The sequence below is a fragment of the Streptomyces blattellae genome (genome assembly GCF_009709555.1).
GTDB classification, from domain to species: Bacteria; Actinomycetota; Actinomycetes; order Streptomycetales; family Streptomycetaceae; genus Streptomyces; species Streptomyces blattellae.
The window spans coordinates 1-19,031 of the sequence record NZ_WJBG01000169.1 but is presented as its reverse complement, the minus strand read 5'-3'; the positions used below and the strand labels follow the sequence as shown (position 1 = coordinate 19,031).

General features: G+C 69.5%; 15 protein-coding genes and 4 pseudogenes. 14 read left to right on the top strand and 5 right to left on the bottom strand.

Annotated features, from left to right (window positions below; genetic code table 11):
• Positions 1–26: 26 nt before the first annotated feature.
• Positions 27–1,187, bottom strand: a complete 1,161-nt coding sequence (locus GFH49_RS22015) for an IS30 family transposase (RefSeq protein WP_155057820.1) — start codon at positions 1,185–1,187, stop codon at positions 27–29.
• Positions 1,188–1,239: 52 nt separating this feature from the next.
• A pseudogene (locus GFH49_RS22010) lies at positions 1,240–1,697 on the bottom strand (transposase); the annotation flags it as partial.
• A gap of 360 nt (positions 1,698–2,057) precedes the next feature.
• On the opposite strand from GFH49_RS22010, the gene GFH49_RS22005 reads away from it, so the two are divergent.
• The 3 genes and pseudogenes from GFH49_RS22005 to GFH49_RS21995 all read left to right on the top strand — a co-directional run bounded on the left by GFH49_RS22005 (position 2,058) and on the right by GFH49_RS21995 (position 4,360).
• Positions 2,058–2,417 (top strand): hypothetical protein, encoded by a 360-nt coding sequence (locus GFH49_RS22005; RefSeq protein ID WP_230396418.1) that lies wholly within the window; start codon positions 2,058–2,060, stop codon positions 2,415–2,417.
• Positions 2,414–3,098, top strand: a pseudogene (locus GFH49_RS22000) (nucleotidyl transferase AbiEii/AbiGii toxin family protein). Before GFH49_RS22005 ends, GFH49_RS22000 begins: the two are co-directional and overlap by 4 nt.
• Before the next feature lie 329 nt (positions 3,099–3,427).
• Entirely contained in the window at positions 3,428–4,360 is a 933-nt protein-coding gene (locus tag GFH49_RS21995) for a S1 family peptidase (protein WP_155057819.1), read from the top strand.
• Positions 4,361–4,389: 29 nt separating this feature from the next.
• Here the strand turns inward: GFH49_RS21995 and GFH49_RS21990 are convergent, their stop codons facing one another.
• Together GFH49_RS21990 and GFH49_RS21985 are read right to left on the bottom strand one after the other, a co-directional pair.
• Positions 4,390–6,009 carry an N-acyl-D-amino-acid deacylase family protein gene (locus GFH49_RS21990; RefSeq protein ID WP_155057818.1) on the bottom strand — a complete coding sequence of 540 codons (1,620 nt, stop codon included), beginning with the start codon at positions 6,007–6,009 and terminating at the stop codon, positions 4,390–4,392.
• An 11-nt stretch (positions 6,010–6,020) separates the two neighbouring features.
• Positions 6,021–7,361 (bottom strand): amino acid deaminase, encoded by a 1,341-nt coding sequence (locus GFH49_RS21985; RefSeq protein WP_155057817.1) that lies wholly within the window; start codon positions 7,359–7,361, stop codon positions 6,021–6,023.
• A gap of 171 nt (positions 7,362–7,532) precedes the next feature.
• Here GFH49_RS21985 and GFH49_RS21980 point away from each other — a divergent pair, with 171 nt between their 5' ends.
• The 5 genes from GFH49_RS21980 (at position 7,533) to GFH49_RS21960 (ending at position 12,158) form a co-directional block, all read left to right on the top strand.
• Positions 7,533–8,717 carry a sugar kinase gene (locus GFH49_RS21980; protein ID WP_155057816.1) on the top strand — a complete coding sequence of 395 codons (1,185 nt, stop codon included), beginning with the start codon at positions 7,533–7,535 and terminating at the stop codon, positions 8,715–8,717.
• Positions 8,714–9,475, top strand: a complete 762-nt coding sequence (locus GFH49_RS21975) for an IclR family transcriptional regulator (RefSeq protein ID WP_155057815.1) — start codon at positions 8,714–8,716, stop codon at positions 9,473–9,475. Before GFH49_RS21980 ends, GFH49_RS21975 begins: the two co-directional genes overlap by 4 nt.
• Entirely contained in the window at positions 9,472–9,909 is a 438-nt protein-coding gene (locus tag GFH49_RS21970; RefSeq protein WP_155057814.1) for a RidA family protein, read from the top strand. The genes GFH49_RS21975 and GFH49_RS21970 overlap by 4 nt, the downstream gene beginning before the upstream one ends.
• 113 nt (positions 9,910–10,022) lie before the next feature.
• Positions 10,023–11,510, top strand: a complete 1,488-nt coding sequence (locus tag GFH49_RS21965; protein ID WP_155057813.1) for a GntP family permease — start codon at positions 10,023–10,025, stop codon at positions 11,508–11,510.
• Positions 11,511–11,576: 66 nt separating this feature from the next.
• Entirely contained in the window at positions 11,577–12,158 is a 582-nt protein-coding gene (locus tag GFH49_RS21960; RefSeq protein ID WP_230396416.1) for a hypothetical protein, read from the top strand.
• A 265-nt stretch (positions 12,159–12,423) separates the two neighbouring features.
• Here the strand turns inward: GFH49_RS21960 and GFH49_RS21955 are convergent, their stop codons facing one another.
• A complete protein-coding gene (locus GFH49_RS21955; RefSeq protein ID WP_155057812.1) occupies positions 12,424–13,782 on the bottom strand; it encodes a M14 family metallopeptidase in 1,359 nt (452 codons plus the stop codon).
• A 400-nt stretch (positions 13,783–14,182) separates the two neighbouring features.
• Here GFH49_RS21955 and GFH49_RS21950 point away from each other — a divergent pair.
• From GFH49_RS21950 to GFH49_RS21925, 6 genes and pseudogenes are all read left to right on the top strand, one after another.
• A pseudogene (locus GFH49_RS21950) lies at positions 14,183–15,025 on the top strand (ATP-binding protein); the annotation flags it as partial.
• Positions 15,026–15,300: 275 nt separating this feature from the next.
• Positions 15,301–15,693 (top strand): ATP-binding protein, encoded by a 393-nt coding sequence (locus GFH49_RS21945; protein ID WP_230396415.1) that lies wholly within the window; start codon positions 15,301–15,303, stop codon positions 15,691–15,693.
• 76 nt (positions 15,694–15,769) lie between these two features.
• Positions 15,770–17,170: an Nramp family divalent metal transporter gene (locus tag GFH49_RS21940; RefSeq protein ID WP_155057811.1), complete on the top strand. Its 1,401-nt coding sequence runs from the start codon at positions 15,770–15,772 to the stop codon at positions 17,168–17,170.
• Positions 17,171–17,196: 26 nt separating this feature from the next.
• Positions 17,197–17,676 carry a hypothetical protein gene (locus GFH49_RS21935; protein ID WP_155057810.1) on the top strand — a complete coding sequence of 160 codons (480 nt, stop codon included), beginning with the start codon at positions 17,197–17,199 and terminating at the stop codon, positions 17,674–17,676.
• A 607-nt stretch (positions 17,677–18,283) separates the two neighbouring features.
• Positions 18,284–18,517 carry a hypothetical protein gene (locus GFH49_RS39455; RefSeq protein ID WP_196218083.1) on the top strand — a complete coding sequence of 78 codons (234 nt, stop codon included), beginning with the start codon at positions 18,284–18,286 and terminating at the stop codon, positions 18,515–18,517.
• Between the two features lie 20 nt (positions 18,518–18,537).
• Positions 18,538–19,029, top strand: a pseudogene (locus GFH49_RS21925) (ATP-binding protein); the annotation flags it as partial.
• Positions 19,030–19,031 lie beyond the last annotated feature (2 nt).

The following is a 19,031-nucleotide window of genomic DNA, read 5'->3' as shown; positions in this document are numbered from 1 at the left end:
GGGCGGTTTCTATCAGTGGTTGCGAATCACCTGGTCAATGGGCCTGTGAGGCATTCTCGCATGACCTCGGCTGGGGTCCTGTCGCCAAGGACGAGTCGGGGGCGCCGGTTGAGCTGATGCGCGACTTCGCGGAGGTCTCGTGCAGTGTGGACGGACAGGTTGGTGCCCTTGGGAAAGTACTGCCGCAGCAGGCCGTTGGTGTTCTCGTTCGTGCCGCGCTGCCAGGGTGAGTGCGGGTCGCAGAAGTAGATCCGGAACCCGGTCAGCGCCTCGATGTCCTCGTGCAGGGTCAGCTCACGGCCCTGATCCCAGGTCAGCGTCCGCCGCAGCTGGGGCGGGATGTGCGCGGTCTGCGTGATGAGCGCGTTGCGGACCTGCGGGGCCTTCCAGCCGTGCGGCAGGTGGATCAGGTGCACGTAGCGGGTCGTGCGCTCGACGAGGGTGCCGATCGCGGAGCCCTGGCCGCGACCGATGATCAGATCCCCTTCCCAATGCCCGGGAATAGTACGGTCGTTGACCTCGATGGGTCGCTCGTGGATGAGCGTCATGTTCTTGATCTTGTTCAGTGTGGGGACACCACGGCGCTGCTTCTTGCGGCGGGTGCGGCCGGTGCGGAGCTTGGCCTCGCGGCGGCCGAGGAGGCCGGCGAACAGGGCCCGGTAGATCGTCTCCGGACAGGCCCGCATCGCCACGTCATTCGCGTACTCGCGGGCCAGGTAACGCGCGATCTGCTGCGGCGACCACTTTTCGGTGAGCTTCTCGCGCACGAGCGTCCGCAGCGGCTCGCTGCCGCGGATCTTCTCCTCCTTGGGACGGCGGCGCCGCAGCAGGGACTGGTTGTGGGCCCACCAGGGGTGGTAGCTGCCGTCCGGCTTCGCGTTGCGCTTGATCTCGCGGTAGACGGTCTGAAAGCTCTTCCCGATCGACGCGGCGATCTCCTTGACGGTCTGCTTGGCCTGCAGTCCGTCGGCGATGGCGATGCGGTCGTTCTGAGTCAGGAAGCGCGGCGATATCGGGCCGGCGTCGGGGACGATCATGCTTCCAGCTTCGATGAACCAGTTCGAACCACAGCTGGCGGAGACCCCCACCACCCGGGCCGCCGCCGCACCCTTGTAGCCCTCCCTGAGCAACTCGAAATACCGCTTCTTCACCGAGCTCGGCATCTTGTTGGGGGCGTACTTCGGCATCCGAACGCTCTCCTTCCGGGGCGTTCGCAATCACCGATAGAAGTCAAGCGCGGTCGAGCGGCCGGTTCTGCCACTCGGCCATGCCCTCCATCACTCGGCCGGTGATGGTGGAGACGGTCTGCTTGGACACCTCGGCCCCGTACACCTCGGCGAGATGAGCGCCGATATCTCCCCGTGCGTGAGGTCCTTCGCGGACAAGGAGAGGACCATCTCGTCGACGCCGGTCAGGCGCCGCTGCCGCTTCTTGACGATCTGCGGCTCGAAGCTGCCGGCAGTGTCGCGGGGCACCTTTACTTCCACCGGCCCGACGTCGGTCAGCACGGTCTTGGCGCGGCTCCCGTTGCGGGAGTTGCCGCTGCCCCGACCGACAGCTTCGTGACGTTCGTAGCCGAGGTGATCGGTGATCTCGCCTTCCAGAGCAGATTCCAGGACCCGCATGGTCAGCTGCTGCAGCAGCCCGCCCTGACCGGTCAGCTGCACGCCCTCCGACCGGGTTCGTTCCACCAGCATCGCGACCAGTTGCTCATCGGACACGGGCGCAGGCTGCCCGGACGGGGCACTCTCGACAGGTTCCACGGTCTCCAACTCGACGGCGGCGTCAGGCACTTGATGTCTCTCCCGAGATCGTCGGATCCGCCGTTAGATTTACACTCCCTGTTCCGGCCGAAATGGACGGTGGGCGTGGGCTGTTCCTCGTATGCCATTACGCGGACGCCTGGGGTGGCAATTTTCTTGGAGATGATCTCTTCGGCCAGGGCGGGAAGCTGCTGTGGTGCGAGCTAGGGCATCCGTGGCCGGTCATGCGACGAGGGTCGCTGCATGACCGGGCTTCTCGCACCTGCATCCCCACGATCGCGGCATACTGCTGTCGTGGCCGAATACGCCGAGCACGCACATGGAAGCAGTCGAACTCCCTCAGGTTGGGGGTACGGCGCCGAGCGCCTGCCCGCCACTCTCGACGAGCTGGAGGGGCCGGACGGCGGGCGCGTCGAGCTACCTCTGCACCTGGCGTGGTCGGGACTGCGCGTGTTCGACCTCGGCGCTGTGAAGCTCTTGCTCGGTTTGTACCGCATCGTCCTGAACAACGGCTCGCGAGACGATTTTGTGCACCACCTCAACGCCGGTTTTCTCGTCCGTCACTGGCCCATCATGCGCAAGATGCTCGGACGCGGGGTGCGCAATGTGTGGGAAGAGTCCTTTCCCGAACTCCGCCGCTCCGTCGCCGGATGAGACTGCCCGAGTTGCATCGCCGTCTGCTGGCGGACGCTCTGCGCGTGGGGGATGACTACGAGCTCGCCCTGGCCGGTGGGTACGCCGTCCAGGCGCACGGTCTGGTCGGTCACCCGAGCGAGGACCTGAACTTTGCCACCCGGCATCCTGCCTTGATGACCGACATCGTTCGTCGTCTCGCGGAAGGCCTGCGGAGCAAGGGCTGGGTGGTCTCCGTGGTCGACGTCAGACGGTTGAAGGCGCGGCTGCTGGTCACAGATCCCGGTACGAGGGAGGCCTGCGAGGTCGACCTGCTGAAGGAGGCCCTGACCCGTAGGCCGGTCACCATGGACGTCGGACCGGTGGTCGACCTCGCAGACCTCGTGGTCATGAAGGTGCGCGCCCTTGGGGATCGTGGTCTGCCGCGCGATGTGATCGACGTGCACGCGGCATGCCGGTATTACTCCGTGATCGAGCTCGAACAGTTGGGGCTGCGTGACGAGGCGGAGTTCGATCTGGCAGAGCTGCGGGACCGGCTGGAGAGCGTGGTCTGGGTGAGTGACGAAGAGTTCGCCGCCCTATGGACTGGGGCCGGAGGAGATCAGTGAGCTGCGGCAATGGGCGCTCGCCTGGGAGGCCGATCTCGGTCTGCGGCTTGCCGAGGAATACGACGATGCAGACGACGGTCAGGGTCCGATTTGATGGCGTCAAGCACCCGTGAGGGCATTGCGTGGCTGGCGGCCATGGACAGCCCCTCACTGAGGTCATTGCCGCTGCAGCTTGAGTCCCATGCGCCGGAGGGGTGCGACGTCGATGTGGCGCTGGCCTTGACCTCATCACCCTCCACGCGGACGGCCTGCGTCGCTCGCCCAACACCCCCGTCCCGCCATGGTAGGGAAATCCCTACGGCCTGAACTCGCCGGTAATCAAGTCCTTGTCCGCGCCCCCCTCGTGCGTGAGAATGCGCATGACAAAAACGCGGGTGACCGGAAAATCTTCGGTCACCCTTCTTCGTATGAGGGGACCCCCACATGAGAAAGCCTCTCGTCGCCGCGCTCGCGGCCGTGGCGCTGGCCGGTGTCGGTGTGACGCCCGCGGTGGCGGCCGAGCCCGCCGGCACGGGCGCGGTCACGGGCACGGGCGCGGAGCCGGGTACGTTGTCGGGCGCGGTCAACGACGTGGTCGCGTCCGCCGCGGCGAGCGTCTCCCGGCTCACGGCGCCCACGGCGCAGGCCGTCACCTTCGCCGGCACCGTCTCGCTCAGCAACTGCTCCGGCTCGGTGGTCCGCTTCCCGGACTCGGAGGACAACGACCCGGCGCTGGTGATGTCCAACGGCCACTGCCTGGAGTCCGGCTTCCCCGCGGCCGGCGAGGTCATCGTGGACCAGGCATCCAGCCGCACCTTCGGCCTGCTGAACTCCGCCGGTTCCCGCGTCGCGACGCTGCGGGCCAGCAAGATCGCATACGCGACGATGACCGACACGGACGTCTCCATGTACGAGCTGACCACGACCTACGCGGCGATCAAGAGCTCGTACGGCATAGACCCGTTGACGATCAGTGACGCGCACCCCACCGCCGGCACCGCCATCACCGTCGTCTCCGGCTACTGGAGGCAGACCTACGCCTGCGACATCGACGGCTTCGCCTACCAGCTCAAGGAGGGTGACTGGACCTTCAAGGACTCGGTCCGTTACACCGACTCCTGCGACACCATCGGGGGCACCTCGGGCTCGCCGGTGGTCGACAACGCGACCGGTCAGGTCGTCGCCGTCAACAACACCCTCAACGAGAACGGTGCGCGCTGCACCCTGAACAACCCCTGCGAGGTCGCCGAGGACGGCACGGTCACCGTTCACACGGGCATCGGCTACGGCCAGCAGACCTACCAGATGGCGCCCTGCTTCGGCGTCGACAACAAGCTCGACCTGAGCGCGAGCGGCTGCACCCTGCCCAAGCCGTGACGCAAGCGTCGTGACGCAAGCGTCGTGACTCAGGCAAGGGCGGGCGGAGTTCCACGGACCGCCCGCCCCGCGAGTACGTCCGTCCGCCGTCCGTCCTCGATCACGAACCGGCCGTCGATCAGGACGTACGGAATGCCCGTCGGGAGCGCGCGCGGTCGTTCGAAGGTCGAACCCGCCGCCACCGTCGCCGGGTCGAACAGCACCAGGTCCGCCCGGTAGCCCTCGCGGACCAGGCCCCGGTCCGGCAGCCGCAGCCGGGCGGCCGGGCGCGAGGTGAGGTGGGCGACGCACTCCTCCACGGACAGGACCCCCAACTCCCGTACGTAGTGGCCCAGGTAGTGCGGAAACGTCCCGTACGCGCGCGGATGCGGCTTCGTTCCCTGGAGGATGCCGTCCGAGCCGCCCGTGTGGACGGGATGCCGCATGATCGCGCGGACGTTCTCCTCGTGGCCCACGTGCTGGAGGATCGTGGAGCCGAGCCGGTCCTCAAGGAGCAGGCGGCGGGCGGTCACCCAGGGGGCCTCGCCGCGCAGGTCCGCCGACTCCTGGACCGTACGGCCGACATGGTCGGCGAGGCCGGTCCCGCTCACGCCGGAGATCTCGATCGTGTCCCACTCGATGGGCACGCCATGGCAGCCGTCGGCGCCCACGACCTCCATGTGATGGCGGATCCGCTCGGCCGTCTCCTCGTCCGCCAGCCGCTCGATGACCGCCTCCGGGCCGCCCTCGCTCGCCCAGCTCGGCAGCATGGCGACCAGGGTGGTGCAGCCGGGCGTGTAGGGGTAGGTGTCGAGGCTGATGTCCGCCCCGGCGGCCAGCGCGTCGTCCAGCAGTGCCAGCAGCTCCGGCGCCCGGCCCCTGTTCACCCCGAAGTTCATGGTGGCGTGGGCGAGATGGAGCGCGCAGCCCGCCTCCCGGGCCAGGGCGACCATCTCCTCGTACGCCTCCAGGGCGCCCGCGCCGTACGAGCGGTGGTGCGGGCAGTAGTAGCCGCCGTACCGCGCCACCACCCGGCACAGCTCGGTGAGTTCGGCGTCCCTGGCGTACATGCCGGGCGTGTAGGTGAGCCCCGACGACATCCCGACCGCGCCCTGCTCCATCCCCTCCGCGACCAACTGCCGCATCCGGTCCAGCTCTTCGGGTGTCGCCTCCCGGTCCTCCCAGCCGACCGCGAGCATGCGGACCGTGCCCTGCGGGATGAGATACGCCGCGTTCACCGCGATCCCGCGATCCAGCCGGTCCAGGTACCCGCCCACCGACCGCCAGTCGAAGTCGATGTCGTCACCGCTGCCGTTCCAGCCGGTGATCGCACGGCGCACCTCGGCGAGGGTGCGGTCGTCGACCGGCGCGTACGACAGCCCGTCCTGGCCGATGACTTCGAGCGTGACCCCCTGCGCGGCCTTGGCGCTGTGGTCGGGGTCGCGCAGCAGGGCGAGGTCGCTGTGGGCGTGCATGTCGATGAAGCCGGGGCAGAGGACCAGGCCCTCGGCATCCAACTCCCGGGTCGCCTCCGGCCGTTGACAGCCCGCCGCCGCGGCCTCCTTGACGATCGACACGATCCTGCCGGCGTCGACGACCACGTCGGCGCGGTACGCGGGCGTGCCCGATCCGTCGACCACGTCCGCGTCGCGGATGACGAGATCTGCCATGACCGGGCCTCCTAGAAGAACGTACGGATGTAGTCGACGACCGTGCCGTCCGCTTCCGCGACCGGGATCAGCTGCCACTTGTCGAAGGACGTGCACGGGTGCGACAGGCCCATGCCCAGCCAGTCGCCCACTTCGAGGTCGGCCTCCGGGGTCGTGCGCAGCCACGCGTGCTGGTCGGAGAGGCCTGTGACCTCGATTCCCGTCGCCGCCCGCTCGGTGCCGCCGCCCCGCCGTACGACCTGCGCGAACGGCAGGTCCAGGTCGTACGCCGCGTCCCGCTTGCCCGCGTTGGCGAAGGCCTGGGTGGGGGAGGGGCGGGAGACGATCTGCGCCCACAGGCGGAACGCGGGCTCCAGCGCGCCCTCCTCGGGGACACGGGTGAAGGGCGTCAGTTTGCGGTAGTGGCCGTCGTCATGCGAGACGTAGGCGCCCGAGCGCAGCAACTTCAGTACGGGGAGGCTGAGTTCCGGAATCTCGGCGAAGACGTCCGCCACCGCGTCGAACCAGGCGCTGCCGCCCGCGCTGACGACGATCCTGTCGGTGGCGTCGGTGGCGTCGGTGGCGTCGGTGGCGTCGGTGGCGTCGGTGGCGTCGGTGGCGTCCGTGGCCTTCGTAGGGGAGAAGCGGCCCGCCTTGTCGAAGTCGACGGCCAGTGCGACGAGCCGCCGCAGCCAGGCGCGCACCCGCTCCGGATCGGCCTGCGGAACCTCGCCCTCGTACCCCGCGACACCGACGAGACGCAAGGTCCGCGTGGCCGCCACCGCGTCCGCGACCGCCGCGCACTCCGCCTCCGTACGCGCGCCGGTACGGGCGCCCTCACCGGCGGCGAGCTCGACGACGACATCGAGGGGGCGGCCGGCTCCCCGCAGCGCGGCGTCCATCAGCTCCACCCCCCGCACGGAGTCGACGTAGCAGACGAACCGGAAGCGGGGGTCCGAGGCCAGCTCACCGGCGATCCATCGCAGCGCCGCCGGATCCACCACCTCGTTGGCCAGGAAGATCCGCTGGATCCCGAACGCCCGCGCCACCCGCACCTGGTGCGGCACCGCGAGCGTGATGCCCCAGGCGCCGTGCTCGATCTGGCGGTGGAAGAGCTGCGGGGCCATGGAGGTCTTGCCGTGCGGGGCGAAGAGGAGGCCGTGGCGGATCGTGTACGACTCCATGAGCGCGAGATTGTGTTCGAGCCGCTCGGCGGAGAGGGCGAGCACCGGCGTGCCGAAGCCGTCGGTGAAGAGGTTGCGGCGCTGGGCGGCCAGCTCGGCGACGGTCAGGCCGTCGGCGTCCGGCGGGAGGCCCTTGAAGCGGTGGTCGACACGTTCCTCAGCCAGGCGGGCGAGCGCTTCAACGGCCATCGGGCCTCCCTGATCAGGAGTGTTGCATTCACTGCAACGCTCATTGCGTATGTCGCTTATCGCTGTCTAACATCTCGGCCAACGCGGGGTCAACGGAGCCTCCCCCAGCCTTCGGCCGGGGACCCCCATCTCGCGCGCTCGCACCGCACCACCCGAGGAGCTACGACCATCGTGACCGCCACCGGACCCCGCAATGCCCCCGACGTCGTGGACGTCGTCGCGCTCGGCGAGTCCATGGTCACGTTCCTCCCCTCCCGCCCCGGCCGCCTCGCCGACGTCCCCTCCTTCGACCGCGGGATCGGCGGCGCGGAATCCAACGTGGCCTGCGTACTGGCCGCCGCCGGCCACTCCGCCCGCTGGGTCAGCCGCGTCGGCGCGGACGGCTTCGGCGACCACCTGACCGAGGCGATCGGCGGATACGGCGTCGACGTGTCGGCGGTCAGGAGGGATCCGGAGCGCCCGACGGGGGTGTACTTCCGCACGGCGGGAGACCGGGCGACCGACGCGCACGAGGTGGCGTACTACCGGGCCGGATCGGCGGCGTCCGCGATGGCGGTGGAGAACGTGGACATGGAGGCGTTGCGCGCCGGGCGGGTGCTGCACCTGTCCGGGATCACGGCGGCCCTCTCCGACGACTGCTTCGGCCTGCTGTGGCAACTGACGGCACCCCGGCCCGACCGCCCGCTCGTCTCCTTCGACGTCAACTTCCGCCCCGGCCTCTGGCGCGACGCCGACGGCCCCCACGTCCTCCTCGACCTCGCCCGCCGCGCCGACATCGTCTTCGTCGGCACCGACGAGGCCCGCGCCGCCTGGAACATCACCGGCGGCCCGGAGAAGATCCGCGAACTGCTGCCGGAGCCGGGGGTGCTGGTGGTGAAGGAGGGGTCGCGGGGAGCGACGGTCTTCTCGCAGGCGCAGCCTGCGGGCAGTCGCGCCGCTGAGGCGATGAGGGTCCCCCCGCTCAAGCGAAGCCGAGAGGGGGGGAGGGTGGGCGAAGGCGGCACCCTGTCAGCGCCGGGCCGCGCGACCCACCCCCGGCCCACCGCAACGCCGTCCACCTTCGTCCCCGCCCCCCAGGTCCACATCGCGGCAGCAGTCGGCGCCGGCGACGCCTTCGCCGCCGGCTTCCTCTCCGGCACCCTCCGCGAACTCCCCGTCCGGGACCGGATCAGACACGGCCACCTCATGGCCGCCGCCGCCCTCACCGTCCCCGGCGACCTCGCCCCACCCCCCACCCGCGACACCGCCGACCGCCTCGCCGCCCTCGACGACGACGCGTGGGGGACACTTCGACTCGGCCCAGGCTGGACGACCCAGACCGAACACCGGGCCGAGAAGGAGGCACGTACGCCATGAGCCAGACCGTCGACCGCGCGCTGAGCATCCTGCCGCTGCTCGCCGAGGGCCCCGCCGACCTCGGCCAGGTCGCCGACCGCCTGGGCGTCCACAAGTCCACGGCGCTGCGCCTCCTCCGCACGCTCCACGACCACGGCATGGTCTACCGCCAGTCCGACCAGCGCTACCGCCTCGGCGCCCGCCTCATCGCGCTCGCCCAGGAGGCGATGGAGAACCTCGACATCCGCGAGATCGCCCACCCCCACCTCGTACGCCTCAACGAGCAGTGCGGACACACCGTCCACCTCGCCGTGTACGAGGAGGACGAGGTCCTCTACATCGACAAGGTGGAGAGCCGCTACCCGGTGCGGATGTACTCCCGGATCGGGAAGCCGGTGGCCATCACGGTCGCCGCCGTCGCCAAGCTGCTGCTCGCCGACCTTCCCGAGCACGAGCGCCGCGCCCTCGCGGAGAAGCTCGACTACCCCATGTACACGGCCCGTTCGACCCCGCATCCGGACGCCTTCCTCAGGGAACTGGCCAAGGTGCGCGAACAGGGCTGGGCCACCGACCTCGGCGGCCACGAGGAGTCCATCAACTGCGTCGCCGCGCCGATCACCGGGGCCGACGGCCGCGTCGCCGCCGCGATGTCGGTGTCCGCGCCCAACGTCGTCGTCACCGCCGACGAACTCCTCACCCTGCTCCCGCTGGTCCGCCGTACCGCGGACGCGATCAGCGGCGAGTACTCCGGCAGGAACCCGACGAAGGACGCCGAATGACCGAGCAGACCGTCAAGGCTGATAGGACCGAGAAGGTCGCCCTCACCCCCAGGACCCACACCACGCCGCCCGCGAAGTTCTCGCACGGTGTGAGGAAGGGCAACATCCTCCAGGTCGCCGGCCAGGTCGGCTTCCTGCCCGCGGTCGAGGGGCAGCCCCCGACGCCGGCCGGCCCGACCCTGCGGGAGCAGACCCTCCAGACCCTCGCCAACGTCAGGGCGATCCTGGAGGAGGGCGGTGCCTCCTGGGACGACGTGATGATGATCCGGGTCTATCTGACGGACGTCGCCCACTTCGCCGAGATGAACGAGATCTACAACGCGTACTTCGAGGAGCAGGGCCTGACCCAGCCGCCCGCCGCGCGCACGACCGTCTACGTCGGCCTGCCCGCGGGGCTCCTCATCGAGATCGACGCGCTGGCCGTACTCGGCTGACGCACCCTCAACTCCCGCACGCCGTAACCGGCATGGCGTCCAGCACCCCTTCGGCGCCATGCCGCGATCCCCCCTGCCCGAAAGCAGTATGTACTTACCCCGAGGACCCCCCAATGCCCCCACAGCCCCTGGCGCTCGCCGCCACCGCCGCAGCCGAAGCCCCACCCCACACCGGAGGCATGCTCCTCCTCATCGACGGCACCGCCGGACTCCTCACCATCGCCGCCATCGGCATCGCACTGCTCCTCTTCCTGATCATCAAGGTGCGGCTCCAGCCGTTCGTCGCGCTGCTCGCGGTCTCCATAGCCGTCGGCCTGCTCGCCGGCCTCTCGGTCACCGAACTCTTCGGCACGGTCCAGCGCTCGGACGCCGTCTCCACCATCGAGTCCGGCATGGGCGGCATCCTCGGCCATGTCGCGATCATCATCGGCCTGGGCACCATGCTCGGCGCGATCCTCGAAGTCAGCGGCGGCGCGGAGGTGCTGGCCTCCCGGCTGCTGAACCTCTTCGGCGAGCAGCGGGCGCCGCTCGCCATGGGCGTCACCGGCGTGATCTTCGGTATCCCGGTCTTCTTCGACGTGGGCATCTTCGTCCTGGCGCCCATCGTGTACGCGGCGGCGAAGCGGGGCGGCAAGTCGATCCTCCTCTACTGCCTGCCCCTCCTCGCCGGTCTGTCGGTGACCCACGCGTTCCTGCCGCCGCACCCGGGCCCGGTCGCGGCGGCCGGACTCCTGAACGTCGACCTCGGCTGGGTCATCCTCATGGGTGTCGTCTGCGGTGTCCCCGCGGTGCTGGCCGCCTGGGTGTACTCGGACTGGATCGGCAAGCGGATCTTCGTGGCCGTACCGCAGGACATGGTGGAGGCGGCGGCCGAGGCGAAGCAGGCGGTCATCGACGAGCAGCGCGAGACGGGCGTCGAGCCCCAGGAGAAGCCGGTCCCGCTCAGCACGGTGCTGGCCATCATCGGTACGCCCCTGGTGCTGATCCTCGCCGCGACCTTCTCGTCCATCACCCTGGACCCCTCCACGGGCCGCTCGGTGATCGAGTTCTTCGGCAGCCCCTTCGTCGCCCTCACCATCGCCCTGCTGCTCGCGTACTACCTGCTCGGCATCCGGCGCGGCTGGTCCCGCAAGTCCCTGGAGACGGTGTCCACGTCGTCCCTCAAGCCCGTCGGCAACATCCTGCTCGTCGTCGGCGCGGGCGGTGTCTTCGGCGCCGTCCTCCAGGCCAGCGGCGTCGCCCAGGCCCTCTCCGACGCCTTCAACGACGTCGGCCTCCCCGTGATCGCCCTCTCCTACCTGATCTCGGTCGTCCTGCGCGTCGCCCAGGGCTCGGCCACGGTGGCGATCGTCACCACGGCTGGCATCGTCGCCCCCCTCCTCTCCGAGGGCGACCACTCCCAGGCCTTCACCGCCCTGGTCATCATGGCCATCTCGGCAGGCTCCATCTTCGCCTCCCACGTCAACGACGGAGGCTTCTGGATGGTCGCCAAGTACTTCGGCATCAGCGAGCGGGACACCCTGAAGACGTGGACGGTGCTGGAGACGGTGCTGTCGGTTGCGGGGTTCGCTGTGGCGGCCGTGCTCAGTCTGTTCATGTAGGCGTCTGATAACGAAGTCCGGGACTGGCTGTGTACGACACAGGTTCGTCGACCATACTGCTGGGCTGTGGAGCAGCGCATAGGTTCGAGCAGCCAGCCCCTGGACGGCGCCGGGGTCGACCCGGCCTTCATCCCCGGGCTCACCTCACCCGTGTCCGAAGGGCCGGAGGACGTGAAGCCGGAGGACGTGAGGCGGGAGGAGGCGGAGGAGCCGGAGGAGCCGGTCGAGGAGGAGACTCCCGAGGAGCCCGTCGCCTCCGAGGAGGGGGACGAGCAGCCCGACGAGGAGGCGGAGGAGGCGCCCGACGGGCCCGTCTTCGAGGCGTCCGACCGTCGCGCGAGGATAGTCGCCGACCACAGCGGCGTACGACTGTTCCTGGACGACCAGGAATGCGAGTTCCGCTGGGACGAGATCGGCGCGGTCGAGACGGAGTCCCCCCGCTTCGGCAAGCGTTTCACCATCACGGTGCACACTCCTGACCGCCGCTGGTTCCCGATCGAGATCGAGGCGACGGCCAGGAGCCGCTTCAAGGAGTGGGAGTCAGAGCTGGACGCGGTGCTGGACGCCTACTTCGACGAGTCCGACGGGTCCGATGAGCCCGACGGGTCGGACGAGTCCGACGGGTCCGATGAGCCCGACGGGGTCTGACGGGTCCGATGAGCCCGACGGGTCGGACGAGTCCGACGGGTCCGATGAGCCCGACGGGGTCTGACGGGTCCGATGAGCCCGACGGGTCCGATGAGCCCGACGGGTCCGATGAGCCCGACGGGTCCGACGAGCCCGGCAAGTCGGGTGACTCTGGCAAGTCCGACGACTCCGACGACTCCGACGAGTCCGATGACTCCGACGAGTCCGATGACTCCGACGGCTCCGGTGGCTCCGGTGGCTCCGGTGGCTCCGGCGAAGAGTCCGACTAACCGCAGTACTGGTCTTCCTTCCCGATGGACCGGTACATACAGTCCGCGTTCTCCAGCAACTGCAGCACCGCATCCCGGTTACGGGACGTCTCCCGCTCGATCACCTCGTCGGGCGGGTAGAACCCGCCCCCACCGGACCGCGGATACATCTCGAACGTGTACCCGAAGATCTTCTGGTTCCCCCACAGCCAGTCATCGATCGACCCGTCGGTGATGTACAGGTCACTGGACTGCTCCGGCGTGTAGCCGTTGCTCGCGGCCATCTTCCCGCCCACCGTGGCGAAGGCGTTCCGGTCATCGGCCGTCATGCCCGTCGTGGTGTCAGCCGTCGTGTACCCGAACGGCCACAGCACCAGCTCGCTGTACGTGTGGAAGTCGATCCCCGCCTTGATCTGCTGCACCCCGCCGACGACCCGGCTGCGCACGAAGTCGGCGACGACCTTGACCTCCGGTGCCGACTCGGCGGACGGGCCCCGGTATGTCTCCGAGGACGTCGAGCCCGAGGACCCGCCACAGCAGCCCCACCGGTAGTTCCAGTTCCGGTTGAGGTCGGTACCGACGTACGACGAACCGGAGTTGGGCTGCCGGTTCTTCCGCCATGACCGGTAGGAGCCGCTGGCGATGTCGTACTCGCCGCCGTCCGGGTTGAGGTCGGGCACGATCCAGATCTCGCGGTTGTTCACCATGCTGGTGACACGGGAGTCGGTGCCGTAGTCGGACGTCAGCTCCCGCAGCAGGTACAGCGCCATCTCGACGGTGAGGTGCTCACGCGCGTGCTGGTGGTGCGTGAACAGCACCTCCGGCTCGGACTCGTCGCTGGCCACGTTGTCGCTGATCTTGATGGCGACGATGTTCCGGCCCTGGTACGACGTGCCGATGGTCCGCTGGCTCGCGATGCTCGGGTTTGCGGAGATCAGGGAGTTGATCTCGCTCGTCATCTCGGCGTAGTTGTGGTAGTTGGAGTCGGCCGACGGGAAGTCGAGGAGCCGTACGTCGTCCTCGCCCGCCGAGCGGTCCGGGACCGCGCCCAACGGCGTGATCTCATAGCCGAGTTGGCGCAGCCTCTCGATCTGGTCGGCCCGGCCCGAGACGACCAGGCCATGGTCGTCGACCTCGTCCACGGTCACGCCGGCCTGCTGGATCGCCGTACGGTCCTTGACCGTCGAACGCGTGTGGATCTCGTACTGGCGGATGTCGTCCGCCGAGGCGGTGGGGCGGGCGCCGCTGTCCGCGGTGGCGTTCGTCGTCGTCGCGGCGAGGGGAGCGGCGAGCGCGAAGGCGGCCAGGGTGGCCAGCGCGGCGGTTCGTCTGCCGATACCGACTCGCGCGCCTGAGGCGCGTATGCGAAGTCGCATGAAATCTCCTTGTTTCTCCAGGAATTCCGGGATCGCCGGAGTGGGGAGTGGAGCTGGGGGGTGTCTCTCTGCGACGTGCCGGGTGCGGGTGTGGCGCTCATGGTGGGGGCATGGCATGCCCAGGTCAAGAGCTGGCCGACAGTCCATGGCCGAAAACCGGCCGCGCAGTGTACGCGGCACCGGCCGAGTGGACCCGGACCCGGGCGAAGTGCACCCGACGGTGTGACCGTGGCGTGCAAATATGCAATCCGCCGGGGGAGAGTGGAGGTGCGGGTAAGAGGAGCCACACCCTCCGGCTCGTCCCGGCCTCACGGATCCCACCCCCGGATCCAAGAACGCGACTCCCCGGATCACACCCCCGGCTCTCCTCGGACCCCCACACCCCAAGGACTGGCTGATCATGGGCGGATCAGCGCCGCGACGGGACCGTCGCCTGCCGGCCGAGACGACCAGCTTCGTCGACCGCCGGGACGAACTTGCCGATGGACGCGAGCTGTTGGCCCGCGCCCGCCTGGTCACCCTCACCGGTCCCGGCGGCGTCGGCAAGACCCGGCTCGCCGCGCGCCTCGCGACCCGGGTCGCCCGCGCCTTCCCGGACGGCGTGCGCTTCGTGCACCTGGCGGGTCTGCACGACCCGGCGCTCGTCCCGCTGGCCGCCGCCGACGCGCTGGACCTGCACGACCATTCCGCGCAGCCTCCGCTGGAGGCCCTCGTCGAGCAGGTACGCGACCGGCGGCTGCTCCTCGTCGTCGACAACTGCGAGCATCTGCTGCCCGCGTGCGCCGAACTCGCCGCCGCGTTGCTGCGCGGCACCACCGGCGTCCGCGTTCTCGCCACCAGCCGCCATCGCCTGGGCCTCACCGAGGAACACCTGCTGGACGTACGGCCGTTGCCGGTCCCCGACCCGGACGGCGACCTCTCCGCCGCCGACGGCTACCCCGCCCTCGCGCTCTTCGCCGACCGTGCCGCCGCCGTCGTCCCCGGCTTCCGCCTCACCGCCGCCAACCGGGCTGCCGTCGCCCAACTGTGCCGCCGCCTCGACGGCCTTCCGCTGGCCATCGAACTCGCCGCCGTCCGCATGCGCTTCCTCGGCGTCCAACAGCTCCTCGACCGGCTCGACGACCGCTACCGCCTGCTGAACGCCGGCAGCCCGGCCGCCCTGCCCCGACACCAGACCCTGTGCGCCGCCATTGACTGGAGCCACGAACTGTGCACCGAGCGCGAGCAGTTGGTGTGGGCACGCCCTCCGACGGTGAACTCGACCCGGAACAGGGGCTGTGGTTCGCCCGGCAGGTCTGCGCGTACGTCGACGTGCGCGACGACGGGGAGGGGGCGACCGTACGCCTGCAGTACGGGTAGCGGTACGTATACGCAGGTACGGAATCAGGTAGTCCTCCCCGTGTGCGGTACACGCGGGGAGGAAACCATACGAACATGCTGCAACTATCCGGGGGACGCCGCCCGGAACCCGGTCCCGGGTACGGCGCCTACCCCCAACCGCCCTTGGGGGCAGGCCACTTGAGCGTCGAGTACGAGCCGCGGGCGACTGCCGTCGGCGAGGCGCGAGTGGAGGTGCGCAGGCAGTTGGAGATATGGGGACTGGGCGAGCGGGACGATGTGGCCGACACGGCCGAGCTGCTGGTCAGCGAGCTTGCGACCAACGCTCTGCTGCACTCCGAGAGCCGCTTCAGGCTCACGCTGACCGCCGCGCACGGCATCCTGCGTGGCGAGGTCAGGGACGCCGGGGGCGGACGGCCGCGGGTCCTTGACGCGGGTACGTCGGAGAGTGGCCGCGGGATGTTCCTGGTGGACGCGCTAGCCCGGCGCTGGGGCTGCCATCAGGACGGGTCGGGCACGACGGTCTGGTTCGAACTCGACACGTGCGGATGCAACGGCTGTGGCCGGTGGTAGAACCCGTGTGCGCATCGGGTGCTGATCGGCGTATGCCCCCTTGTGCCGCCGTACGCTTTGCGCTTTCTTGATCGGCATGGCGGAGACGACGGGAAACCAGGCGACGGGAAACAAGGCGACAGGAAACAAGGCGACAGGAAACCAGACGGCCGGCGAAGTCACGGACACTCCCCGCAAGTCCAGTTGGAAGTACATCGGGCCAGGCATCGTCGTCGCGGCGACCGGGGTGGGGGCCGGTGACCTGGTCGCGACGCTCATCGCGGGCAGCAACTTCGGGTACACGCTGCTGTGGGCCGCCGTCATCGGGTGTCTGGTGAAGATCTCGCTGGCCGAGGCGGCGGGTCGCTGGCATCTGTCCACGGGGCGGACGCTGTTCGACGGGTGGGCGAGTCTGGGGCGCTGGACGACATGGTTCTTCGTCGTCTACGTCGTGATCTGGGGCTTCGTCTACGGCGCGGCGGCGATGTCGTCGAGTGCGCTGCCGTTGCAGGCGTTGTTCCCGGATGTCATGGACCTCGAATGGTGGGGCATCGCGTGCGGGCTGGTCGGGCTGGTGTTCGTCTGGTTCAACAAGTACGCGGTGTTCGAGAAGGTCATGACGGTGCTGGTCGGCGTCATGTTCGTGGTGACGGTGTATCTGGCGATCCGGGTCACGCCGAACATCGGGGACGCCTTCGCAGGGCTGCTGCCGGTCCTGCCCGACGAGGACGACTCCATCCTCAACACGCTGGGCCTGATCGGTGGCGTCGGCGGCACCATCACGCTGGCCGCGTACGGGTACTGGGTCAACGCCAAGGGGTGGACGAACACCGGGTGGATGAAGGTGATGCGCCTGGACAACCGGGTCGCCTACGCCACGACCGGCATCTTCGTCATCGCCATGCTCTTCGTCGGCGCGGAGCTGCTGCACTCCGCGAACGTCGCCATCGCCGGCGGCGACCAGGGGCTGATCCAGCTGGGCGACATCCTGGAGGACGAGTACGGCTCGGCGACGTCGACGTTCTTCCTGATCGGCTTCTTCGCCACCTCCTTCACCTCCCTGATCGGCGTCTGGCACGGCGTCAGCCTGATGTTCGCGGACTTCGTGGCCCGGCAGCGGAAGAACGCGCAGGCGAAGGACGCGCAGGCGAAGGACGCGCAGGCGATGGGCGCGCAGGCGACGGGCGATGAGGTGGCGTCCGGCGAGCGCGAGCGGTCCTGGCCGTTCCGCGCCTATCTGCTGTGGCTCACCTTCCCGCCCATGGTCCTGCTGTTCCAGGGCGAGCCCTTCCGTCTCATCATCATCTACGGCGTCCTGGGCGCGGCCTTCCTGCCCTTCCTCGCCGGCACCCTGATCTGGCTCCTGAACACCGCACGCACCCCGCGGGAATGGCGCAACGGTCCAGTGAGCAACACGATGCTCGCGATCGCCGGCCTGCTGTTCCTGGTGCTGTGCGTACGGCAGATCTGGGACCAGCCGTGGTCGGAGTTCTTCTAGCTCCTGGGGCCGGTTACCGTGCACTCATGCAGCAGCCCGATCCCGGCCCACCGCCGTCATCACCGCCGCCGTCACCGCCCGGCTTCGGCCCGCCCCCGCAGCCGTACGTCCCCGCGCCGCCCGGCCCACCGCCGTACGCCCCGCCGCCCCAGGCGCCGCCTGCCCAGCACCCGTACGCGCCCCAGCCCGCGCCGATGCCGCCGCACCCGGCTCCGCCGGGGGCCGCCCCGTCGGGCCCGGAGTTCCTGGCCGTGGACCGGCACAACGCGGTCGTCGTGGACGCCTCCGGAGTCTCCTTCGAGAACCACGGCATGAACCTCGATCTGACCTGGCCCGAGATTCGCAGCGTCCACTACAAGGCGCACGGCAACCTACTCGTCGTCGGGGTCGTCCACGCCGACGGGCGGTTCTACGAGTGCCCGGTCGACGCCAAGCGCGCAGAGCGGCTGGGGGAGTGGTTCGGGCAGCTGGCGGGCGTGCTGGGGTACTACCGGCCCATGGGCTGACCTGCCGATGACGGCTCAGTCGACGAGCTCCAGAGAGAGGCGGATGGTTCGGGACACCGCCTCTTCGAAGGAACCGACGGCCTACGACCAGCGGCCGAGTCGGGGCGTTTCGACCAGCGGATGGCCACGGCCGAGACGGCAACGCAGAAGAAGATGCGAGAGGACTTCCGGTGACCTGTGACCGGGGCCATGGAACACGACACACGGGAAGGCTCGTATGACAACGGCCAGGAGTGAAGCCGTACTCCGGGAGTTGGCGACGACGGCGCTCCAGGCAGACCGTGTAGTCCACTTGCAGCCAGTGGTGCGCCATTCCCGGGCGCCCAAACCACCGAAGCGGCGACGGCTGCGCTCCAGCGTCCTCCTCCACGGTGGGCGCCGCCCCCAGCCCTCTGCCGGGGTACGGGTGCGGGCGTGGTTGACCGGCTTCCTCGCGTGGCTCACTGCCCCGCTTGATTTTCTCGGGGATCTGCTCCTGATGCTCTTCCGGGGGATCTTGTGGCTCTGCCGAAGCAAGGAGAAGCGTCGGCGCGAGAAGAGACTCAACGGCGGATGGGAGAGTGCGGCCGGGGGGCTCGGGATCGCTGTGTACGTCTGGGGGGACCGCGTGCTGGCCGTCGGAGAGCGGCGGGTCAGCCTTCTGCATGTCGGTGAACACGAGGCGGAGAGCGCCTGGTCCGTCCCCCGGGAGCAGTTGGCCGGCGTGGAGCTCGCTGTCTGGGACACCCACAACGAGCAGCACGCCACGCTGCGGTGGCACTTCCGGGACGGGTCCTGGTGCGACGTGAAGGCACAGGGCACCGGGTGGAAGTCCCTGGTCGACGCCCTGCCCGTACGCTGAGTCGGGGCGGGCGGCCCAGCTCTGCGCTCAACACCCACCATGGCGAGGACGACATCGCCCTCCTGATGGCCAGGGTCCAGGGCCTGCCGGCCGACTCCGTCGGCGACTGGACGCTCCCCCGCGAACCCCGCAGCGTCGGCCGTGCCCGCGAGTACGCGCGCGGCCAGCTGCTGAGCTGGGACCTGGAGCCGCTGGTCGACACGGCGGAGCTGCTGGTGAGCGAGCTGGTCACCAACGCGCTGCGCTACGGCGAGGGAGAGATCAGACTGCGCCTCCTCCTGGACCGCACCCTCGTCTGCGAGGTCTGGGACTCCGGCCTGGTCCAGCCCCGCCGCCGCCGCGCCCGCGACACCGACGAGGGCGGCCGCGGCCTCCAACTCGTCGGCCTCCTGTCCGCCGCCTGGGGCTCCCGCCGCACCCCCCGCGGCAAAACGGTCCGGTTCGAACTCCCCCTCCCGGACGGCGAAACGGGACTGACGGATCCGGCGGAGGCGTTGCTGAGCCTGTTTTAGGC